This is a genomic window from Streptomyces sp. NPDC096152, assembly GCF_044763235.1.
Taxonomy (GTDB): domain Bacteria; phylum Actinomycetota; class Actinomycetes; order Streptomycetales; family Streptomycetaceae; genus Streptomyces.
The window spans coordinates 125,556-143,466 of sequence record NZ_JBIWFW010000011.1 but is presented as its reverse complement, the minus strand read 5'-3'; the positions used below and the strand labels follow the sequence as shown (position 1 = coordinate 143,466).

Sequence of the window (17,911 nt, the reverse complement as noted above, 5' to 3'; positions counted from 1 at the left end):
GCCTGTGGCGAGGGCGGAAAGCCGCCTGGTCAGCGCGAGAGCGCCTGGGGACATCGGGAGGACAGAGAGCCGTGACCGTGACCGAGTCAGCGCCCGGGGAGTGCGCGCCCACGGGGGCGCGCGCCGCGCACGAAGGGATCCTGCGGCGTCAGTCGGCGCGTGAGTCCGCCGCGCGCACCTATGCGCGCGCCCTGCCGATCGTCCCGGTCCGGGCGCGCGGACTGACCATCGAGGACGCCGAGGGCCGGCGCTACCTCGACTGCCTCTCCGGCGCGGGAACCCTCGCCCTCGGGCACAACCATCCGGTCGTCCTGGAGGCCGTCCGCGCGGTCCTCGACTCGGGCGCGCCGCTGCACGCCCTCGACCTCGCCACACCGGTCAAGGACGCCTTCATCACCGAGCTGTTCCACACCCTGCCGCCGGGTCTCGCCGACCGCGCGCGCGTGCAGTTCTGCGGGCCGGCCGGCACGGACGCGGTGGAAGCCGCGTTCAAGCTGGTGCGTGCCGCCACCGGCCGCACCACGATGGTCGCCTTCGCCGGCGCCTACCACGGGATGACCGCGGGATCCCTCGCCGCCTCCGGACACGCCGCCGACGTGCAGGTCGCCCACCTGCCCTACCCGCAGGACTACCGCTGCCCCTTCGGTGTCGGCGGCCCCCGCGGCGCCGAACTCGCCGCCCGCTGGACCGAGTCCGTCCTGGACGATCCCAAGTCCGGAGTCCCGCTGCCGGCCGGGATGATCCTCGAACCGGTGCAGGGGGAGGGCGGGGTGATCCCCGCGCCGGACGCCTGGCTGCGGCGGATGAGGCAGCTCACCGCGGACCGGTCGATCCCGCTCATCGCCGACGAGATCCAGACCGGTGTCGGGCGCACCGGCGCCTTCTGGGCGGTGGAACACAGCGGCGTGACACCGGATGTGATGGTGCTGTCCAAGGCCATCGGCGGCAGTCTGCCCCTGGCCGTCGTGGTCTACCGCGACGACCTCGACGTCTGGGCGCCCGGCGCCCACGCGGGCACCTTCCGCGGCAACCAGCTAGCCATGGCCGCCGGTACCGCCACGCTCGCCTACGTCCGTGCGAACGCGCTCGCCGAACGCTCGGCGACCCTGGGCTCCCTGATGCTGGCCCAACTGGAGCGACTCGCAGCGGAGTTCCCGTGCGTCGGTGAAGTGCGCGGGCGGGGACTGATGATCGGGCTGGAACTGGTGGATCCGCAGGGGGAGGCCGGGGCTTCGGCCGGCGCTCAGGGGCCGCGCCCCGCGGCGCCCGAACTCGCCGCCGCCGTACAGCGGGAGTGCCTGCGGCGGGGCCTGATCGTCGAACTCGGCGGCCGGCACGCGAGTGTCGTACGGCTCCTTCCGCCTCTGACGATCAGCGACGAGCAGGCGGCGGCGGTGCTCGACCGGCTGTCCGACGCGGTCGCGGCGGTCGCCCGCGGCCACGACGAGCGCACCGGCCGGCCGGGACCGTCGCACGAGCGGCCGGGACCGTCGAACGGGCGGCCGCACGAGCGGATGCCACGCCCGGCCGGGTCCGTGGAGGGGGCGGGGTAGCGCCGGGGCGCGGGTGCTCCGGCTGGGGCGCGGTGGTCGTGCGGGGTGCGGGGTGCGGGGTGCGGGTCGGCCGGTCGGCGCGGGCGGTGGGGCAGACGCCGACCTGGCCGGGACCGAGCCCGCCGCCGACCCGGCCGGGAGCACCCCGGCCGCAGAAGGTCCGGCCGGGAGTGTCCCCGGCCAGAGTGACCGGCTGGGACCGACCTCGCCCAGCCGACCCGGCCGGGAGCGCCACGACCGGAGAAGACCCGGCCGGGAGCACCCTGACCGGAAAAGACCCGGCCGGGAGCGCCACGGCCGGTGCGCCCTGTCGGCGCAGAGCCGCGCCCCCTCCGCCACCGCCCCGAACCCGCGACGACCCGAACGACCTCAGAGGAACCGCCTTGAACGCCACCCCCGAAACCGACGGCCGCTCCCGGACCCATGACGCGACCGTGACCGAGTCCGCGTCCGAGTCCGAGTCCGAGTCCGCGTCCGAGCCCGAGTTCGAGACCGTGACCGCGTCCGAGTTCGAGACCGCGACCGACTCCGAGACCAAGTCCGAGACCGACTCCGCCTCCGAGACCGGAACGGTCCCGCACCAGTGGGGAAGGGTGGACGCCGGGCAGCAGCCGGACACCCGGCAGCAGCCGGACGCCGGACACCAGTCGGACACCGGTCAGCAGGCGAATGGCGCGACCGCCGACCTCCTGGACCACCCAGACGCGCACACCGCCGCCCAGGCCGCCGCCGTGGAGAGCCTGCTGCGCTGCTGGGTCCGGGAGACCGGCACCGCCGCCCCCGGCGACGGCACCCTCCGCATTCCTCTCCCGGCCAGCGCCACGGCCCTGTGCGTGCCGGTGCGCCACTGGTCCCCGACCGGCTGGCACCGCTTCGGCCTGCCGTACCTCGCCGGCGCCCCCGAGGACGCCCCGCCCGTCGACGCGCCCACCGTCGCGGCCCTGATCGCCCGGGAAACGCGCACGCGGCCTCCCGCACCGGCGTTCCCGGAACCGGCGCCGCCCAGTCCGTCACGGCCCCGGAACGCGGCACCGACGGCATCGGCGCCCGCGGGCTCCGCCGACGCCGTCGATCTCGTCGCGCGGGTCGCGGACTCCGTCCGTCGTACCGCGCTCTTCCTGGCCGACCGCCGGGAACGCCCCGCCGACGGCCCCGACCGCTTCCTCTCCGCCGAACAGGCCCTGCTGTTCGGGCACCCGCTGCACCCCACCCCGAAAAGCCGCGAGGGCCTGTCGGAAGCCGAGGCCCGCCGGTACTCACCTGAGTCGCGCGGCTCCTTCCCGCTGCACTGGCTGGCTGTCGCCCCAGCCGTGCTCGCCGCCGACTCCGCCTGGACCGAACGCGGCCGCTCCGTCCCCGCGGCCGGGCTCACGACCCGGCTCGCCGGGGCGGACCTGCCGCTGCCCGACGGCCACGCGGCCCTGCCCCTCCACCCGTGGCAACTGCGCGAGGTCCGTCATCGCGCCGACGCGGCGGCCCTGTTCGAGGCGGGGCTGCTGCGCGACCTCGGCCCCCACGGCCCCTCCTGGCACCCCACGTCCTCCGTACGCACCGTGCACCGCACCGGTTCCCCGGCCATGCTCAAGCTGTCGCTGGGCCTGCGCATCACCAACTCCCGGCGCGAGAACCTCCGCAAGGAGCTGTACCGCGGCGTCGAGGTCCACCGGCTGCTGCGCACCGGTCTTTCCCGGCAGTGGCGAGCGGCCCACCCGGGCTTCGACATCGTCCGCGATCCGGCCTGGCTGGCCGTGGACACCGAGGAGGGTGCCCCCGTACCCGGACTGGACGTGGTGATCCGGCACAACCCGTTCGGCCCGTCGGACGACGTCTCCTGCATCGCCGGCCTCGTCGCACCCCGCCCCTGGCCCGGCGCCGATTCCGGCTCCCACTCCCGCGCGGGGTCCGCCGCCCCGACCCTGCGCTCCCGGCTGGACGACGTCGTCACCCGCCTGGCCCTCCGCACCGGCCGTCCCAGGGGAGCCGTCGCCGCCGAGTGGTTCCTGCGCTATCTCGAACAGGTCGTACGCCCCGTCCTGTGGCTGGACGGCGAGGCCGGTATCGCCCTGGAGGCCCACCAGCAGAACACGCTGCTCCTGCTGGACGCCGACGGCTGGCCCGCGGGCGGCCGCTACCGCGACAACCAGGGCTACTACTTCCGTGAGTCCCGACGCGCCGAACTCGACGCCCGGCTGCCCGGCATCGGCGAACCGAGCGACACGTTCGTGGCGGACGAGGTCACCGACGAACGCTTCACCTACTACCTCGCCCTGAACAACGTGTTCGGCCTCATCGGCGCCCTCGGCTCCCAGCGCCTCGCCGACGAACGACTGCTGCTGGCCGCCTTCCGCCGCTTCCTCGGCGCCCTCGCCTCCGGTCCCGCCCGCACACGCTCCACCCTCCCCGGCCGGCTGCTCGACTCACCGGTCCTGCGCTGCAAGGCCAACCTCCTGACCCGGCTGCACGGCCTGGACGAACTCGTCGGCCCGGTCGACACCCAGTCCGTCTACGTCACCATCGCCAACCCGCTGCACCCCTGACCGCCCCCGCCTCCCCCTTTCCTGTCTCCGCGGGGCACGCCCCACCCCGTCTCCCGAGAGGAACGCGCCATGCCTCCCACCGACGCCGACGCCGACGCCGGTACCGACGCCGGCCAGGCCTCCGGCACCGGGACCGCCCTCGGAACCGCCGCGGGCCCCGCCGCCAAAACCGCCCTCGGCCCCGCCACCACCGGCCACCCGACGGAGCCGTGCCGCGTGGACCCCGACGGCGAGGACACACTCGATCTGCGTCTGCCGGACGACTTCCTCACCCTCTTCACCGAGACGAAGCGGACCGACGTCCCCGCCCCGGCCGTGGACGACCTCCTCGACGGCGTCGGCGGCTGGGGCCCCACCGCGACCCGGGCCGGCGCCTTCCAGCTGGTCCCCGTCCGCCTCGAGCGCGACCTCCCGCTCATCAGTGGCTGGATGAACGACCCCGCCGTGGCCAAGTTCTGGCACCTGGCCGGCACTCCGAGCGTGACCGAGGCCCATCTGCGTGCCCAGCTCGACGGCGACGGACGCAGCGTGCCCTGCCTCGGCCTCCTGGAGGGGACCACGATGAGCTACTGGGAGATCTACCGGGCGGACCTCGATCCGCTCGCCCGCCACTTTCCCGCCCGCCCGCACGACACGGGCGTCCACCTCCTCATCGGCGGAACCGCCGACCGCGGACGAGGGCTCGGCCGTGTCCTGCTCAGAGCCGTTGCCGACCTGGTGCTCGACCGGCGGCCGGCCTGCGCGCGCGTCGTGGCGGAACCCGATCTGCACAACGCACCGTCCGTGGCCGCCTTCCTGAGCGCCGGCTTCCGGTTCTCGGCCGAGATCGAACTGCCCGCCAAGCGGGCCGCCCTCATGATCCGCGACCGATCACTGCGCGACCGGCCGTGACATGAGGTCCCCGTGTGCCTCCGTTCGCCGTGCCACGCGTACGGATCCGGTTTCCGGTCCCGGTCGTCCCCGGGGCGGAGTCCCGGGTCCCCGCTTGATCGCACCTTTGTCAGTCCCGAGCCGTAGGGTGGTCGCGCTATGACGAAGCCCTCCCTCCCCGAACTCCTGCACGCCGCCGTCTCCGCCGTCGGCGGCACGGAGCGCCCCGGCCAGGTGACCATGGCCCAAGCCGTCGCCGACGCGATCGACGACGGCTCACACCTGCTGGTCCAAGCCGGCACCGGCACCGGAAAGTCCCTGGGCTATCTCGTGCCCGCGCTCGCTCACGGGGAGCGGGTGGTCGTGGCGACCGCCACCCTCGCCCTGCAGCGTCAGCTCGTGGAGCGGGACCTGCCGCGCACCGTCGATTCCCTGCATCCCCTGCTGCGCCGCCGCCCGGAGTTCGCGATGCTCAAGGGCCGGTCGAACTACCTGTGCCTGCACCGCCTGCACGAGGGCGTGCCGCAGGACGAGGAGGAGGGCCTCTTCGACCAGTTCGAGGCGGCGGCCCCCACCAGCAGGCTGGGCCAGGACCTGCTGCGGCTGCGCGACTGGGCGGACGAGACCGAGAGCGGCGACCGCGACGACCTCACGCCCGGCGTCTCCGACCGGGCCTGGGCGCAGGTGTCGGTCTCGTCCCGTGAGTGCCTGGGCGCCTCCAAGTGCGCCTACGGAGCCGAGTGCTTCGCCGAGATGGCCCGCGAGCGCGCCAAGCTGGCCGAGGTCGTCGTCACCAACCACGCGCTGCTCGCCATCGACGCCATCGATGGCGCGCCGGTCCTCCCGCAGCACGAGGTGCTGATCGTCGACGAGGCGCACGAACTGGTCTCCCGGGTGACCGGCGTCGCCACCGGCGAGCTCACCCCCGGCCAGGTCAACCGCGCGGTGCGCCGCGCCGCGAAACTGGTCAACGAGAAGGCCGCCGACCAGTTGCAGACCGCGGCCGAGGGCTTCGAGCGGCTGATGGAGCTCGCGCTGCCCGGCCGCCTGGAGGAGATCCCGGAGGACCTCGGATACGCGCTGCTGGCGCTGCGGGACGCCTCCCGCAACGTCATCTCCGCCATCGGCGCGACCCGCGACAAGTCCGTCCAGGACGAGGACGCGGTGCGCAAGCAGGCCCTGGCCTCGGTCGAGAGCGTGCACGACGTGGCGGAGCGCATCACCAACGGCTCCGAGTGGGACGTCGTCTGGTACGAGCGGCACGACCGCTTCGGCGCCTCCCTGCGGGTCGCCCCCATGTCGGTGTCGGGCCTGCTGCGCGAGAAGCTCTTCGCGGACCGCTCCGTCGTCCTGACCTCCGCCACCCTCAAGCTCGGCGGCGACTTCAACGGCGTCGGCGCGTCCCTGGGCCTCGCCCCCGAGGGCACGGAAGGGGACGACGTACCGCAGTGGAAGGGCGTGGACGTCGGCTCGCCCTTCGACTACCGCAAGCAGGGCATCCTCTACGTGGCCAAGCACCTGGCACGCCCCGCGCGGGACGGCGACCGGGGGGACATGCTCGACGAGCTCACCGAGCTGATCCAGTCGGCCGGCGGCCGGACGCTCGGGCTGTTCTCCTCGATGCGGGCCGCCCAGCTCGCCGCGGAGGACCTGCGCGCCCGTATCCCGGAGTTCCCGATCCTCCTCCAGGGCGAGGAGACGCTGGGCGAGCTGATCAAGAACTTCGCGGCGGACCCCAGGACGTGTCTCTTCGGCACGCTGTCCCTGTGGCAGGGCGTCGATGTGCCCGGCCCCAGCTGCCAGCTGGTCGTCATGGACAAGATCCCGTTCCCGCGCCCGGACGACCCGCTGATGAGCGCCCGCCAGAAGGCGGTCGAGGACGCCGGGGGCAACGGCTTCATGGCGGTCGCCGCCACGCATGCGGCGCTTCTGATGGCCCAGGGCGCCGGGCGTCTCGTCCGGGCGTCCGGGGACCGCGGTGTCGTCGCCGTCCTGGACCCGCGACTGGCCACCGCCCGCTACGGCAGCTACCTCAAGGCGTCACTGCCGGACTTCTGGTACACCACCGACCGCAACCAGGTACGCAGGTCGCTGGCCGCGATCGACGCGGTGGCGCAGCAGGCGGAGGCCCAGTGACGGTGCGGTGAGTCCCCGCGGCACAGATCGAGAGCCTGGCCCGGCACGGGCGAAGATGGCCCGGCACAGCTCGAGAAGGCCCGCCCCGGCCGGCGCAAGGCGACGCAGGTCCGGCGCAGCGCACGGTGACGCGGGCCCGGCACAGCACAGGGCCCCGGAACCGGCGCAGGGGTTCCGGGGCCCGGTCTGGAAGCGGATTCGCGTGATCCGCCGCCCGACCGCTCGGCGCGGCCCGCCGTCAGGGTGCGTGAGGCGCGTGTCCCTGCGGCCGGCTCGCTCGGCCGAGCGTCAGACGCGCCGCAGAACGGCCACCACCTTGCCGAGGATCGTCGCGTCGTCGCCGGGGATCGGCTCGTACGCCGCGTTGTGGGGGAGCAGCCACACGTGGCCGTCCTCGCGCTTGAAGCGCTTGACGGTGGCCTCGCCGTCGATCATGGCGGCCACGATGTCACCGTTCTCGGCGACCTGCTGGCGTCGGACCGTGACCCAGTCGCCGTCGCAGATCGCGGCCTCGATCATCGAGTCGCCGACGACCTTCAGGACGAACAGCTCACCGTCACCCACGAGCTGCCGGGGGAGCGGGAAGACGTCCTCGACGGACTCCTCGGCGAGGATCGGGCCGCCGGCCGCGATCCGGCCCACCAGCGGGACGTAGGAGGCGGCGGGCTTGCCCACCGTGTCCGTGGACTGCAACGTCGCGGCCTGGTCGGAGCCGCGGACCTCGTAGGCGCGCGGGCGGTGCGGGTCGCGGCGCAGGAAGCCCTTGCGCTCGAGTGCCATCAGCTGGTGCGCGACCGAGGAGGTGCTGGACAGGCCGACGGCCTGGCCGATCTCCCGCATGGACGGCGGGTAGCCGCGCCGCTGCACGGAGTCCCTGATGACCTCGATCACCCGGCGCTGCCGGTCGGTGAGTCCGGAGCTGTCCGCCCGGATGCCTGGCGGTCGGCCCGGCAGGGAGCGCTTGTGCCCCTCCGGATTCACGGCTTCGTTCATCGCATGCACCGGCTCGAGTCGGCCCTGGGAGCGGTCCTGGGCAGTGATGGTGGCACTGTCTGCGGTGGTGGTCACGTCGGCCCCTCTCGATGGTCTCCCTGCTGCACAACGGTAGATGCTTTCGAAAGGTTGCGCCAAACACACGTTCGAGTGAAAAACCGCGAATCAGCGGAATTGATCATGGTTCGGGGTGTATAGCTGACGCGGATCCTGGCGGACAAAAAGGCCCATTGTTGTACTCTTCTCCGCCGGGGTGGCGACCTCGTGGGTGCCTGCCCAGTCTGCCATCCGGCGCCCCGCAGGCCGGCCGCCGACTCCCATCTTGCCCGGGAGTCCCACGCGCCCTCCGTGCGGCGCCCACGGTATCTCCGTAACCGCGCCGCGGGTACGTGCGCGCCTCCGCGTGTTTCCCGCGGCGATGGGGGCAACTGTCGCCTGCGGGGGCGCGCGCGGCGGAGGGCGACACGCGTGCGTGGCTTCGATGTAAGAGCCAATCCCCACATCTAGTGGTTGGATGGCTACAGCAGCCCACAAGTTGTGGTCCCCCGGGTCTTCGGTCCCTCGATCATCGCCTATGCTTGGGGCTGCTTCGCGGGGCTCCTGGGGCTCGGCGAGGCTATTGAGTCTGCTGTGAGGAGGGTTGGAGTCCATGCACTGCCCCTTCTGCAGGCACCCCGACAGCCGTGTGGTCGACAGTCGTACGACCGACGACGGCACGTCGATCCGCAGGCGCCGCCAGTGCCCTGACTGCTCCCGTCGGTTCACGACCGTGGAGACGTGCTCGCTCATGGTGGTCAAGCGGTCCGGAGTCACCGAGCCCTTCAGCCGTACCAAGGTCATCAACGGCGTGCGCAAGGCATGCCAGGGACGGCCTGTCACCGAGGACGCGCTCGCCCTGCTCGGCCAGCGGGTCGAGGAGGCGGTGCGGGCCAGCGGAAGCGCCGAGGTCGCCGCCCACGACGTGGGCCTGGCCATACTCGGCCCCTTGCAGGAACTCGACCTCGTCGCCTTTCTGCGGTTCGCCTCCGTCTACCGGGCTTTCGACTCGCTCGAGGACTTCGAGGCCGCGATCGCGGAACTCAGGGAAGGGGCGCGACACCCCGCCGCGGAGGACGTGGACGGCGACGACGCCGTCGCGGGGAGCCAGGAAGACGACCGCGGGCGCGGTGGGACGGCTGAGGTCCCCGTGCCCGCGCGTGCCGCCGACTGATCGGCGCGCCGGCCCGGACCACGTGTCCGGGGCCGGCCGGACGGCGGCGACGAAGACCGGTTGCGGGCGGCAGCGACAGGGGTGCCCGCAGCACCAGACAGAACACCGTGTCTCCGGAACATCGGGGCACTTCAGGGCGTTTTCGCCCGTAGAGGGAGGCGGCATGACAGAGACGGCGAGCGGTCCGGCACGAGGTTCCCGCGCCAAGGGCGGCAAGGGCACCAAGGGACTGCACATCGAGCGCATCCACACCACCCCCGGCGTACACCCGTACGACGAGGTGGCCTGGGAGCGCCGTGACGTCGTCATGACCAACTGGCGCGACGGCTCGGTCAACTTCGAGCAGCGTGGCGTCGAGTTCCCCGACTTCTGGTCGGTGAACGCGGTCAACATCGTCACCAGCAAGTACTTCCGCGGTGCCGTCGGCACCCCGCAGCGCGAGGTCAGCCTGAGGCAGCTGATCGACCGCATCGTGAAGACGTACCGGAAGGCCGGCGAGGACAACAAGTACTTCGCCTCGCCCGCCGACGCCGAGATCTTCGAGCACGAGCTGGCCTACGCCCTCCTGCACCAGATCTTCAGCTTCAACAGCCCCGTCTGGTTCAACGTCGGCACCCCGCAGCCCCAGCAGGTCTCCGCCTGCTTCATCCTGTCCGTCGACGACTCCATGGAGTCGATCCTCGACTGGTACAAGGAAGAGGGCATGATCTTCAAGGGCGGTTCCGGCGCCGGCCTGAACCTCTCCCGCATCCGCTCCTCCAAGGAGCTGCTCTCCTCCGGCGGCAACGCCTCCGGTCCGGTCTCCTTCATGCGCGGCGCCGACGCCTCCGCCGGCACCATCAAGTCCGGCGGTGCCACCCGCCGCGCAGCCAAGATGGTCATCCTCGACGTCGACCACCCCGACGTGGAGGACTTCATCGAGACCAAGGTGAAGGAGGAGGAGAAGATCCGCGCGCTGCGCGACGCGGGCTTCGACATGGACCTGGGCGGCGACGACATCACGTCCGTCCAGTACCAGAACGCCAACAACTCGGTCCGTGTGAACGACGAGTTCATGAAGGCGGTCGAGAAGGGCGGCAAGTTCGGCCTGCGCGCGCGGATGACCGGCGAGGTCATCGAGGAGGTCGACGCCAAGTCCCTGTTCCGCAAGATGGCCGACGCCGCCTGGGCCTGCGCCGACCCGGGCATCCAGTACGACGACACCATCAACCACTGGCACACCTGCCCGGAGTCCGGCCGGATCAACGGCTCGAACCCCTGCAGCGAGTACATGCACCTGGACAACACGTCCTGCAACCTCGCCTCGCTGAACCTGATGAAGTTCCTGAAGGACGACGGCAAGGGCAAGCAGTCCTTCGACGTCGAGCGCTTCTCGAAGGTCGTCGAGCTGGTCATCACCGCGATGGACATCTCCATCTGCTTCGCGGACTTCCCGACCCAGAAGATCGGCGAGAACACCCGCGCCTTCCGCCAGCTCGGCATCGGCTACGCCAACCTCGGCGCCCTGCTGATGGCGACCGGCCACGCCTACGACTCCGACGGCGGCCGCGCCCTCGCCGGCGCCATCACCTCCCTGATGACCGGCACCGCGTACAAGCGCTCCGCCGACCTGGCCGCGGTCGTCGGCCCGTACGACGGTTACGCCCGCAACGCGCAGCCGCACCTGCGCGTCATGAAGCAGCACTCCGACGCCAACGCCACGGCCGTCCGCATGGACGACCTGGACACCCCGGTGTGGGCCGCGGCCACCGAAGCCTGGCAGGACGTGCTGCGCCTCGGCGAGAAGAACGGTTTCCGTAACTCCCAGGCGTCCGTCCTCGCGCCCACCGGCACCATCGGTCTCGCGATGTCCTGCGACACCACCGGTGTCGAGCCGGACCTCGCGCTGGTGAAGTTCAAGAAGCTGGTCGGCGGCGGCTCGATGCAGATCGTCAACGGCACCGTCCCGCAGGCCCTGCGCCGCCTGGGCTACCAGGAGGAGCAGATCGAGGCGGTCGTCGCCCACATCGCCGAGCACGGCAACGTGATCGACGCCCCCGGCCTCAGGCACGAGCACTACGAGGTGTTCGACTGCGCCATGGGCGAGCGTGCCATCTCCCCGATGGGCCACGTCCGCATGATGGCCGCGATCCAGCCGTGGATCTCCGGCGCCATCTCCAAGACGGTCAACATGCCGGAGTCGGCGACCGTCGAGGAGGTCGAGGAGATCTACTTCGAGGCCTGGAAGCTCGGCGTCAAGGCGCTCGCGATCTACCGCGACAACTGCAAGGTCGGCCAGCCTCTCTCCGCCAAGAAGAAGGAGGAGGAGAAGGTCGAGGTGACCGCCAGGACCGAGGCGGCGATCCGCGAGGCGGTCGAGAAGGTCGTCGAGTACCGCCCGGTCCGCAAGCGTCTGCCGAAGGGGCGTCCCGGCATCACCACCTCCTTCACCGTCGGCGGCGCCGAGGGCTACATGACCGCCAACTCCTACCCGGACGACGGTCTCGGCGAGGTCTTCCTGAAGATGTCCAAGCAGGGCTCGACCCTCGCGGGCATGATGGACGCCTTCTCCATCGCCGTCTCGGTGGGCCTGCAGTACGGCGTGCCGCTGGAGACGTACGTCTCGAAGTTCACCAACATGCGCTTCGAGCCCGCCGGTATGACGGACGACCCGGACGTGCGGATGGCGCAGTCGATCGTCGACTACATCTTCCGCCGCCTGGCGCTGGACTTCCTGCCCTTCGAGACGCGCTCCGCGCTCGGCATCCACTCCGCCGAGGAGCGCCAGCGTCACCTGGAGACCGGCTCCTACGAGCCGATCGACGAGGAGGTCGACGTCGAGGGCCTGGCCCAGTCGGCGCCGCGCGCCCAGGAGCTGAAGGCCGTCGCGCCGAAGGCCGAGGTCGAGGCGGCCAAGCCCGCTCCGAAGCAGGCTCACACCAGCGCCGAGCTGGTGGAGATGCAGCTGGGCATCCAGGCCGACGCCCCGCTGTGCTTCTCCTGCGGTACGAAGATGCAGCGGGCCGGCTCCTGCTACATCTGCGAGGGCTGCGGCTCCACGAGCGGCTGCAGCTGATCCGGACGGCGGCGCGGTGCCGTGACACCGTGAAGTGAGGTAAGGGGCGTCGGCCACGGCCGACGCCCCTTACCCGTCTCCCGCCGGACTACGACAGGTGCACCCGGCCCATACGCCGGGTGAACGTCGCCGGATCGTCCTCGAAGCCGTGCGTGCCGGGACGGAAGTCCCAGCTCCCGGACTCCTCGCGCACGAACTCCGCGACCGCCGCCGCCGTCGCCCCGGGTATCCCGCCGAAGCCGTCCTCGGCGAGGACCGTGTAGCCCTCGCGGATGCGCAGCCCCGGGCCGAGCACGTCGGCGAAGGTCCGGTGCTCCTCACCCTGCTGGATGACGACGCCGACCACCACGCGCGCGTACCGGTCGGCGAGGCGGTCGAGTTCCAGCGTCATGATCTCGTCCCAGCCGAACCCCTTGCCGTCCCTGCTGTCCCGGTTGAGGTAGATCGTGCCGTCCGGGGAGCGGCTGTCGAAGTGCACCACGTACGCCGGGGTGCCGTGAGGATCGTCCGCGGTATAGGTCGCGGCGACGATGTCCAGGTCCGTCGGCGGCTGCCCCGCCGGACTCGGATCCCACCTCAGTGACACCTCGACCTTGCGAATCCCCTTGCTGAGCCCGCTCACCAGCCTCCCCCTTCTCCGGTCGCCGTGCCTCCCCGTGCCCCAACTGCGCGGCATCGGGGGCTCGTTGTCCATCGTGCCACGCGCGCGGGGGCGCTTGCGCGGGTGCTGTCCCCACGAGCGTGACCGGCGCCACGCTCCCTGGCCTTACGATGGCGCGGTGCTGGTCAAGTGGATTCGCTGCACCGTGGTGGACCGCCGCGGCTTCGAGCGGGGGCAGCGGAAATGGGCGGGGCTTCCGGGAGAGCCGGGATTCCGGGGGCAGGGCGGTGGCTGGAGCCGGCTGCGGCCGCAGGTGGCGCACGTCTTCGCCTTCTGGGAGAGCCGTGCCTTCTACGACTCCTTCATGGCCCGCTCCCATGACCGGCTGGCGGCGGCGCAGGCCGGCACGTTCAAGGACGCGCAGGTCAGGCTGTTCGACTACCGGTTCGACGTGAAGACCGGCTTCGAGCCGCGCTTCGCCGACGCCGACCTGCTGCGGGTGGCCCTCTGCCGCATCCACGAGGAGCGCGCCGAGCACTTCACGCTGATGCAGGAGAAGGTCTGGAACCCCGCGATGGCGGGGTCGCCCGGCATGGTCCGCGGCCTGTTCGGCGAGGCCCCGGGGAACGAGTTCCTGGTGCTGTCGATGTGGCAGTCCTCCGCCGAACACGGCAAGTACCGCACCGAACGGGTGGAGCGGCTCGCCCTGCGCGCCCAGACGGAGGCCGACGTAGCGGCCCTGACGGGAGACATCGTGGAGCTGGAGCCAGGCTGGACGGTGTGATCCCGCCGATCACCGGGAGGCGGTGATCGTGTGCTCTGTGTGGTGCACGGTGCACGATCTGTGTGACCTACGCCGTACGGCGCCCTTTCGAGTCCTCGATCGGACGTCACCCGATCTAGTGTTCTGGCATGGCACGACCACGGCGCATCGTTCTTGTCCGGCACGGCGAGTCGACGGGCAATGTCGATGACTCCGTCTACGAGCGTGAACCCGACCACGCGCTGGCGCTGACCGAGCGCGGCTGGCGGCAGGCCGAGGAGACCGGCAAGAAGCTGCGCGAGGTGTTCGGGCGCGAGCAGGTCAGCGTCTACGTCTCGCCCTACCGCCGCACCCACGAGACTCTCCGCGCCTTCCATCTCGACCCCGAGCTCATCCGGGTGCGCGAGGAGCCCCGGCTGCGCGAGCAGGACTGGGGGAACTGGCAGGACCGCGACGACGTACGCCTCCAGAAGGCCTACCGGGACGCCTACGGCCACTTCTTCTACCGCTTCGCCCAGGGCGAGTCCGGCGCCGACGTGTACGACCGGGTCGGCGGTTTCCTGGAGAGCCTCTTCCGCAGCTTCGAGGCCCCGGACCATCCGCCCAACGTGCTCCTGGTCACCCACGGGCTGGCCATGCGGCTGTTCTGCATGCGCTGGTTCCACTGGACGGTCGCCGAATTCGAGTCGCTGTCGAACCCCGGGAACGCCGAGATGCGGATGCTCGTTCTGGGGGACGACGGCAAATACACCCTTGACCGGCCGTTCGACCGATGGCGGAACCCGGAACCGTACGGGATCACCGGATAGAGTGACAAAACGATGACCCCTGACCTCTCTCCCGAAGGGCGCCTGGAGCGCGCCCTCGCAAGCCTGCGCGGACTCGCGGTGGGGGACGCCCTCGGCTCCCAGTTCTTCGTGCCGGTGAACTACCCGCTGCTCAAGCGCCGCGAGCTGCCATCCGGCCCGTGGCAGTGGACCGACGACACGGAGATGGCCTGCTCCGTGGTCGCCGTCCTGACCTCACACCAGCGCATCGACCAGGACGCGCTCGCGCTGTCCTTCGCGACCCACCACGACTTCGACCGGGGCTACGGGCCCGCGGTCAACCGCCTGCTGCGCCTGGTCAGGGAGGGCGGCGACTGGCGCGAGCTCGCCGCCGCGCTCTTCAACGGCCAGGGGTCCTGGGGCAACGGCGCGGCGATGCGCATAGCCCCGCTGGGCGCCTGGTACGCGGACGACCCGGAGCAGGCCACCCACCAGGCGGAGATCTCGGCCTACCCCACGCACCAGCACCGCGAGGCCGTGGTGGGCGCCATGGCCGTCGCCGCGGCCGCCGCGCTGGTCGCCGCCCCGGGCGGCCCGCCGACGGCCGAGGCCCTGCTCGACGGGGTCATCACCCTGGTCCCGGCCAGAAGCGCCGTGGGCGCGGGCCTGCGACGCGCGCGCGACATGCTCGACTACGCCGACGCGGGCACCGTCGCCGCCGTCCTCGGCTGCGGCCGGCGGACGACGGCCCACGACACGGTGCCCTTCGCCCTCTGGTCGGCCGCGCGGGCTCTCGACGACTACGAGGCGGCCTTCTGGACGACCGCGCAGGCCGGCGGGGACGTCGACACCACCTGTGCGATCGTCGGTGGGGTGCTGGCAGCCGGGAAGGCCGGCGCTCCGCCCGGCCCGTGGCTGGGACGGACGGAGACACTGCCGGAGTGGATCCCGGCCGCCGTGTGAGGTTTCCGCCCGGCCGCCCGCGCGGGCGGCCGGCGCGGTCAGCCGAGGGCGGGGCCCGCCGAGCCGGACAGGGCCTCCAGGTCGCTCGTGCGGACCCGGATCACCAGCCAGGCCGTGACCAGGGCGAGCACGGCCATGGCCGCCGCCGGGACGAAGGCCGTGGCGATGCCGTGGGCGAGCACGTCGTGCCCCCAGGGGGCGGGCAGCTGACGGGTTCTGGCGAACTCCGCCTTCTGCTCCGCCGAACCGTGGGCGAGGAACTTCGGCAGCTGCTTCTTCGCCTCGTCCTTGCTGGCCGAGCCGAACACCGTGGTCAGGATGGACAGTCCGAGCGAACCACCCACCTGCTGCGTGGCGTTGAGCAGGCCGGAGGCGGCGCCCGCCTCGTGCGGGGCCACGCCCGAGACCGCGGTCACCGTCGCGGTCACGAAGTTCAGGCCCATGCCGAACCCGAAGACCAGCATCGGCCCGAGGACCCCGCCGAGGTAGGAGCTGTCCGGGCTGATGAGGGTCTGCCAGGCCAGTCCGGCCACCACGAGCGTGGAGCCGGTGAGCATGAACGGCTTGGGCCCGAGCCTCGGGAGGAACCGCTGCGACAGACCCGCGCCCACCGCGATGGCCGCGGTCACCGGCAGGAAGGCCAGCCCCGCCTTGATCGGGCTGTACCCCAGTACGTTCTGCACGAAGAGCACGATGTAGAAGAACATGCCGAACATCGCCGCGGCCAGGCTCAGCATGATCACATACGTGCCCGAGCGGTTGTGGTCGGCGAACATCCGCAGCGGAGTGATCGGCTCCTTGGCACGCCGCTCGGTGAGCGCGAAGGCCAGCAGCAGGACCGCCGCGGTCGCGAACGACCCGACCGTCAGGCCGTCCCGCCAGCCGTCCTCCGACGCGCGGATGAAGCCGTACACGAGCGCGGCCATGCCGACCGTCGAGGTCAGCGCGCCCGCGATGTCGAAGCGCCCGGGATGCCGCTCGGACTCGTGGATGTATATCGGGGTGAGGAACGCGATCAGCACTCCGATCGGCACGTTGACGAAGAGCACCCAGCGCCAGTCGAGCCACTCGGTGAGCATGCCGCCCGCGAGCAGACCGATCGCGCCGCCCCCCGCGGAGACGGCGGCGAAGACCCCGAAGGCCCGGTTCCGCTCCGGGCCCTCGGGGAAGGTGGTGGTGATGAGGGCCAGCGAGGTGGGCGACGCGATCGCGCCGCCCATGCCCTGCAGGGCGCGCGCGGCCAGCAACTGCCAGGGCTCCTGGGCCAGTCCGCCGAGCAGCGAGGCGAAGGTGAAGAGCAGGATGCCGGTCATGAACACCCGGCGGCGGCCCAGGATGTCGCCGGCCCGGGCGCCGAGGAGCAGCAGACCGCCGAACGTGAGCGTGTAGGCGCTGACGACCCAGGTGAGGTCGGTGGTGCTGAACTTGAGCGCGTCTTGAATGTGCGGGAGGGCGATGTTCACAATCGTCGCGTCGAGTACCACCATGAGTTGGCAGGCCGCGATGACCGTGAGCGCGATACCGGGATGCCCGTCCCGGCGGGCCGCACCCGGCTTCTGGTGTCGGATCAACTGAGAGGTTGTCACTATGGGTCCCCCACAACAGCTTTAGTGAACGATGGCGTTCACTGTCGCGTCAACGGTAGTGAGTCCCCGCTAGTGAACGCAAGCGTTCACTTATGGCTCCGTCATGCGGCGTGTCCCCCGCCGCGGCCGACGGGCCTCCTCACCCCGCACAATCCGCTCCCCTGTTCGCTGGAGAATCACAGATGGTTACCTCGCGCTGGGCGGCTTCCCCCGCCCAGACGGCCACCCCCCGCCGGCGCGGCGCCGTGCTCGAACGCGCCATCCTCGACGCCGCGCTGGAGCAGCTCAGCACGGTCGGCTGGAAGGGGCTGACCATGGAGGGCGTGGCCGCCGGCGCCCAGACCGGGAAGGCCGCCGTCTACCGCCGCTGGCCCTCCAAGGAGGACCTCGTCGCCGACGCCCTGCAGGCCGGACTGCCACGCGTCGAGGGGGCGCCGGATCTGGGAAGTGTGCGCGAGGACCTGCTGGCGCTCTGCCGTCAGGCCCGCGACGCGATGTACTCCCGCCCCGGCTTCGCGCTTCGCGCCGTGATTCACGAATGCGACCCGAGTCAGGCGGAGCGCTTCCATGGCGTGATCTTCGAAGGTGTCGTGGAGCCGATGATCCAGCTGCTCCGCGAAGTCGTCGTCCGTGGAATAGGACGCGGAGACGTGCGCGCGGACGCGGCCAACGGCTATGTCTTCGACGCCGTGCCCGCCATGATGATGTACCGGTCGAAAATGTGCACCAGCGAATGGAGTGATCGGGATCTGGAGGAGATGATCGACCAGCTGATGGTTCCGCTGCTGCGGCCGGGCGGACCCTGAGCGCGCGCCCGAAGGGCCCTGGAGCCACCAGGGGTGACCAGGGTGTCGCGACGGGATCCGGGCGGCGTACG

The 17,911-nt window shown here is 71.6% G+C and carries 13 protein-coding genes; 10 read left to right on the top strand and 3 right to left on the bottom strand.

The features are described 5' to 3' along the window. Positions 1-71: 71 nt before the first annotated feature. The 4 genes from ACIQ9G_RS32310 (at position 72) to ACIQ9G_RS32295 (ending at position 7,096) form a co-directional block, all read left to right on the top strand. Entirely contained in the window at positions 72-1,553 is a 1,482-nt protein-coding gene (locus tag ACIQ9G_RS32310) for a diaminobutyrate--2-oxoglutarate transaminase family protein (protein WP_403616742.1), read from the top strand. Positions 1,554-2,146: 593 nt separating this feature from the next. Then, a complete protein-coding gene (locus ACIQ9G_RS32305; RefSeq protein ID WP_403616856.1) occupies positions 2,147-4,090 on the top strand; it encodes an IucA/IucC family protein in 1,944 nt (647 codons plus the stop codon). A 69-nt stretch (positions 4,091-4,159) separates the two neighbouring features. Further along, entirely contained in the window at positions 4,160-4,981 is an 822-nt protein-coding gene (locus tag ACIQ9G_RS32300) for a GNAT family N-acetyltransferase (RefSeq protein WP_403616740.1), read from the top strand. 138 nt (positions 4,982-5,119) lie between these two features. Further along, on the top strand, positions 5,120-7,096 hold the full coding sequence (locus tag ACIQ9G_RS32295; RefSeq protein WP_403616737.1) for an ATP-dependent DNA helicase: 1,977 nt from the start codon (positions 5,120-5,122) through the stop codon (positions 7,094-7,096). A 288-nt stretch (positions 7,097-7,384) separates the two neighbouring features. On the opposite strand, the gene lexA is transcribed toward ACIQ9G_RS32295, so the two are convergent. Beyond that, positions 7,385-8,164 carry a transcriptional repressor LexA gene (gene lexA, locus ACIQ9G_RS32290; RefSeq protein ID WP_356193672.1) on the bottom strand — a complete coding sequence of 260 codons (780 nt, stop codon included), beginning with the start codon at positions 8,162-8,164 and terminating at the stop codon, positions 7,385-7,387. 574 nt (positions 8,165-8,738) lie between these two features. On the opposite strand from lexA, the gene nrdR reads away from it, so the two are divergent. Continuing rightward, positions 8,739-9,299, top strand: coding sequence for a transcriptional regulator NrdR (nrdR, locus tag ACIQ9G_RS32285; protein WP_403616734.1), 561 nt, complete (start codon positions 8,739-8,741; stop codon positions 9,297-9,299). Between the two features lie 163 nt (positions 9,300-9,462). Then, complete coding sequence (locus ACIQ9G_RS32280) at positions 9,463-12,354, top strand: vitamin B12-dependent ribonucleotide reductase (protein WP_403616731.1); 2,892 nt, start codon at positions 9,463-9,465, stop codon at positions 12,352-12,354. 88 nt (positions 12,355-12,442) lie between these two features. On the opposite strand, the gene ACIQ9G_RS32275 is transcribed toward ACIQ9G_RS32280, so the two are convergent. After that, positions 12,443-12,976, bottom strand: a complete 534-nt coding sequence (locus ACIQ9G_RS32275; RefSeq protein ID WP_403616729.1) for a TerD family protein — start codon at positions 12,974-12,976, stop codon at positions 12,443-12,445. A 157-nt stretch (positions 12,977-13,133) separates the two neighbouring features. Between ACIQ9G_RS32275 and ACIQ9G_RS32270 the strand changes: the two genes are divergently transcribed. From ACIQ9G_RS32270 to ACIQ9G_RS32260, 3 genes are all read left to right on the top strand, one after another. Then, complete coding sequence (locus ACIQ9G_RS32270; protein WP_403616727.1) at positions 13,134-13,739, top strand: YdbC family protein; 606 nt, start codon at positions 13,134-13,136, stop codon at positions 13,737-13,739. A 128-nt stretch (positions 13,740-13,867) separates the two neighbouring features. After that, on the top strand, positions 13,868-14,527 hold the full coding sequence (locus tag ACIQ9G_RS32265) for a histidine phosphatase family protein (RefSeq protein WP_392195167.1): 660 nt from the start codon (positions 13,868-13,870) through the stop codon (positions 14,525-14,527). A 12-nt stretch (positions 14,528-14,539) separates the two neighbouring features. Beyond that, the gene (locus ACIQ9G_RS32260) at positions 14,540-15,448 is read left to right on the top strand and encodes an ADP-ribosylglycohydrolase family protein (RefSeq protein WP_403616725.1); all 909 of its coding nucleotides are present in this window, start codon (positions 14,540-14,542) and stop codon (positions 15,446-15,448) included. Positions 15,449-15,486: 38 nt separating this feature from the next. On the opposite strand, the gene ACIQ9G_RS32255 is transcribed toward ACIQ9G_RS32260, so the two are convergent. Further along, a complete protein-coding gene (locus ACIQ9G_RS32255) occupies positions 15,487-17,034 on the bottom strand; it encodes an MFS transporter (RefSeq protein ID WP_403616722.1) in 1,548 nt (515 codons plus the stop codon). 182 nt (positions 17,035-17,216) lie between these two features. Here ACIQ9G_RS32255 and ACIQ9G_RS32250 point away from each other — a divergent pair, with 182 nt between their 5' ends. Continuing rightward, positions 17,217-17,840, top strand: a complete 624-nt coding sequence (locus ACIQ9G_RS32250) for a TetR/AcrR family transcriptional regulator (protein WP_403616720.1) — start codon at positions 17,217-17,219, stop codon at positions 17,838-17,840. Positions 17,841-17,911 lie beyond the last annotated feature (71 nt).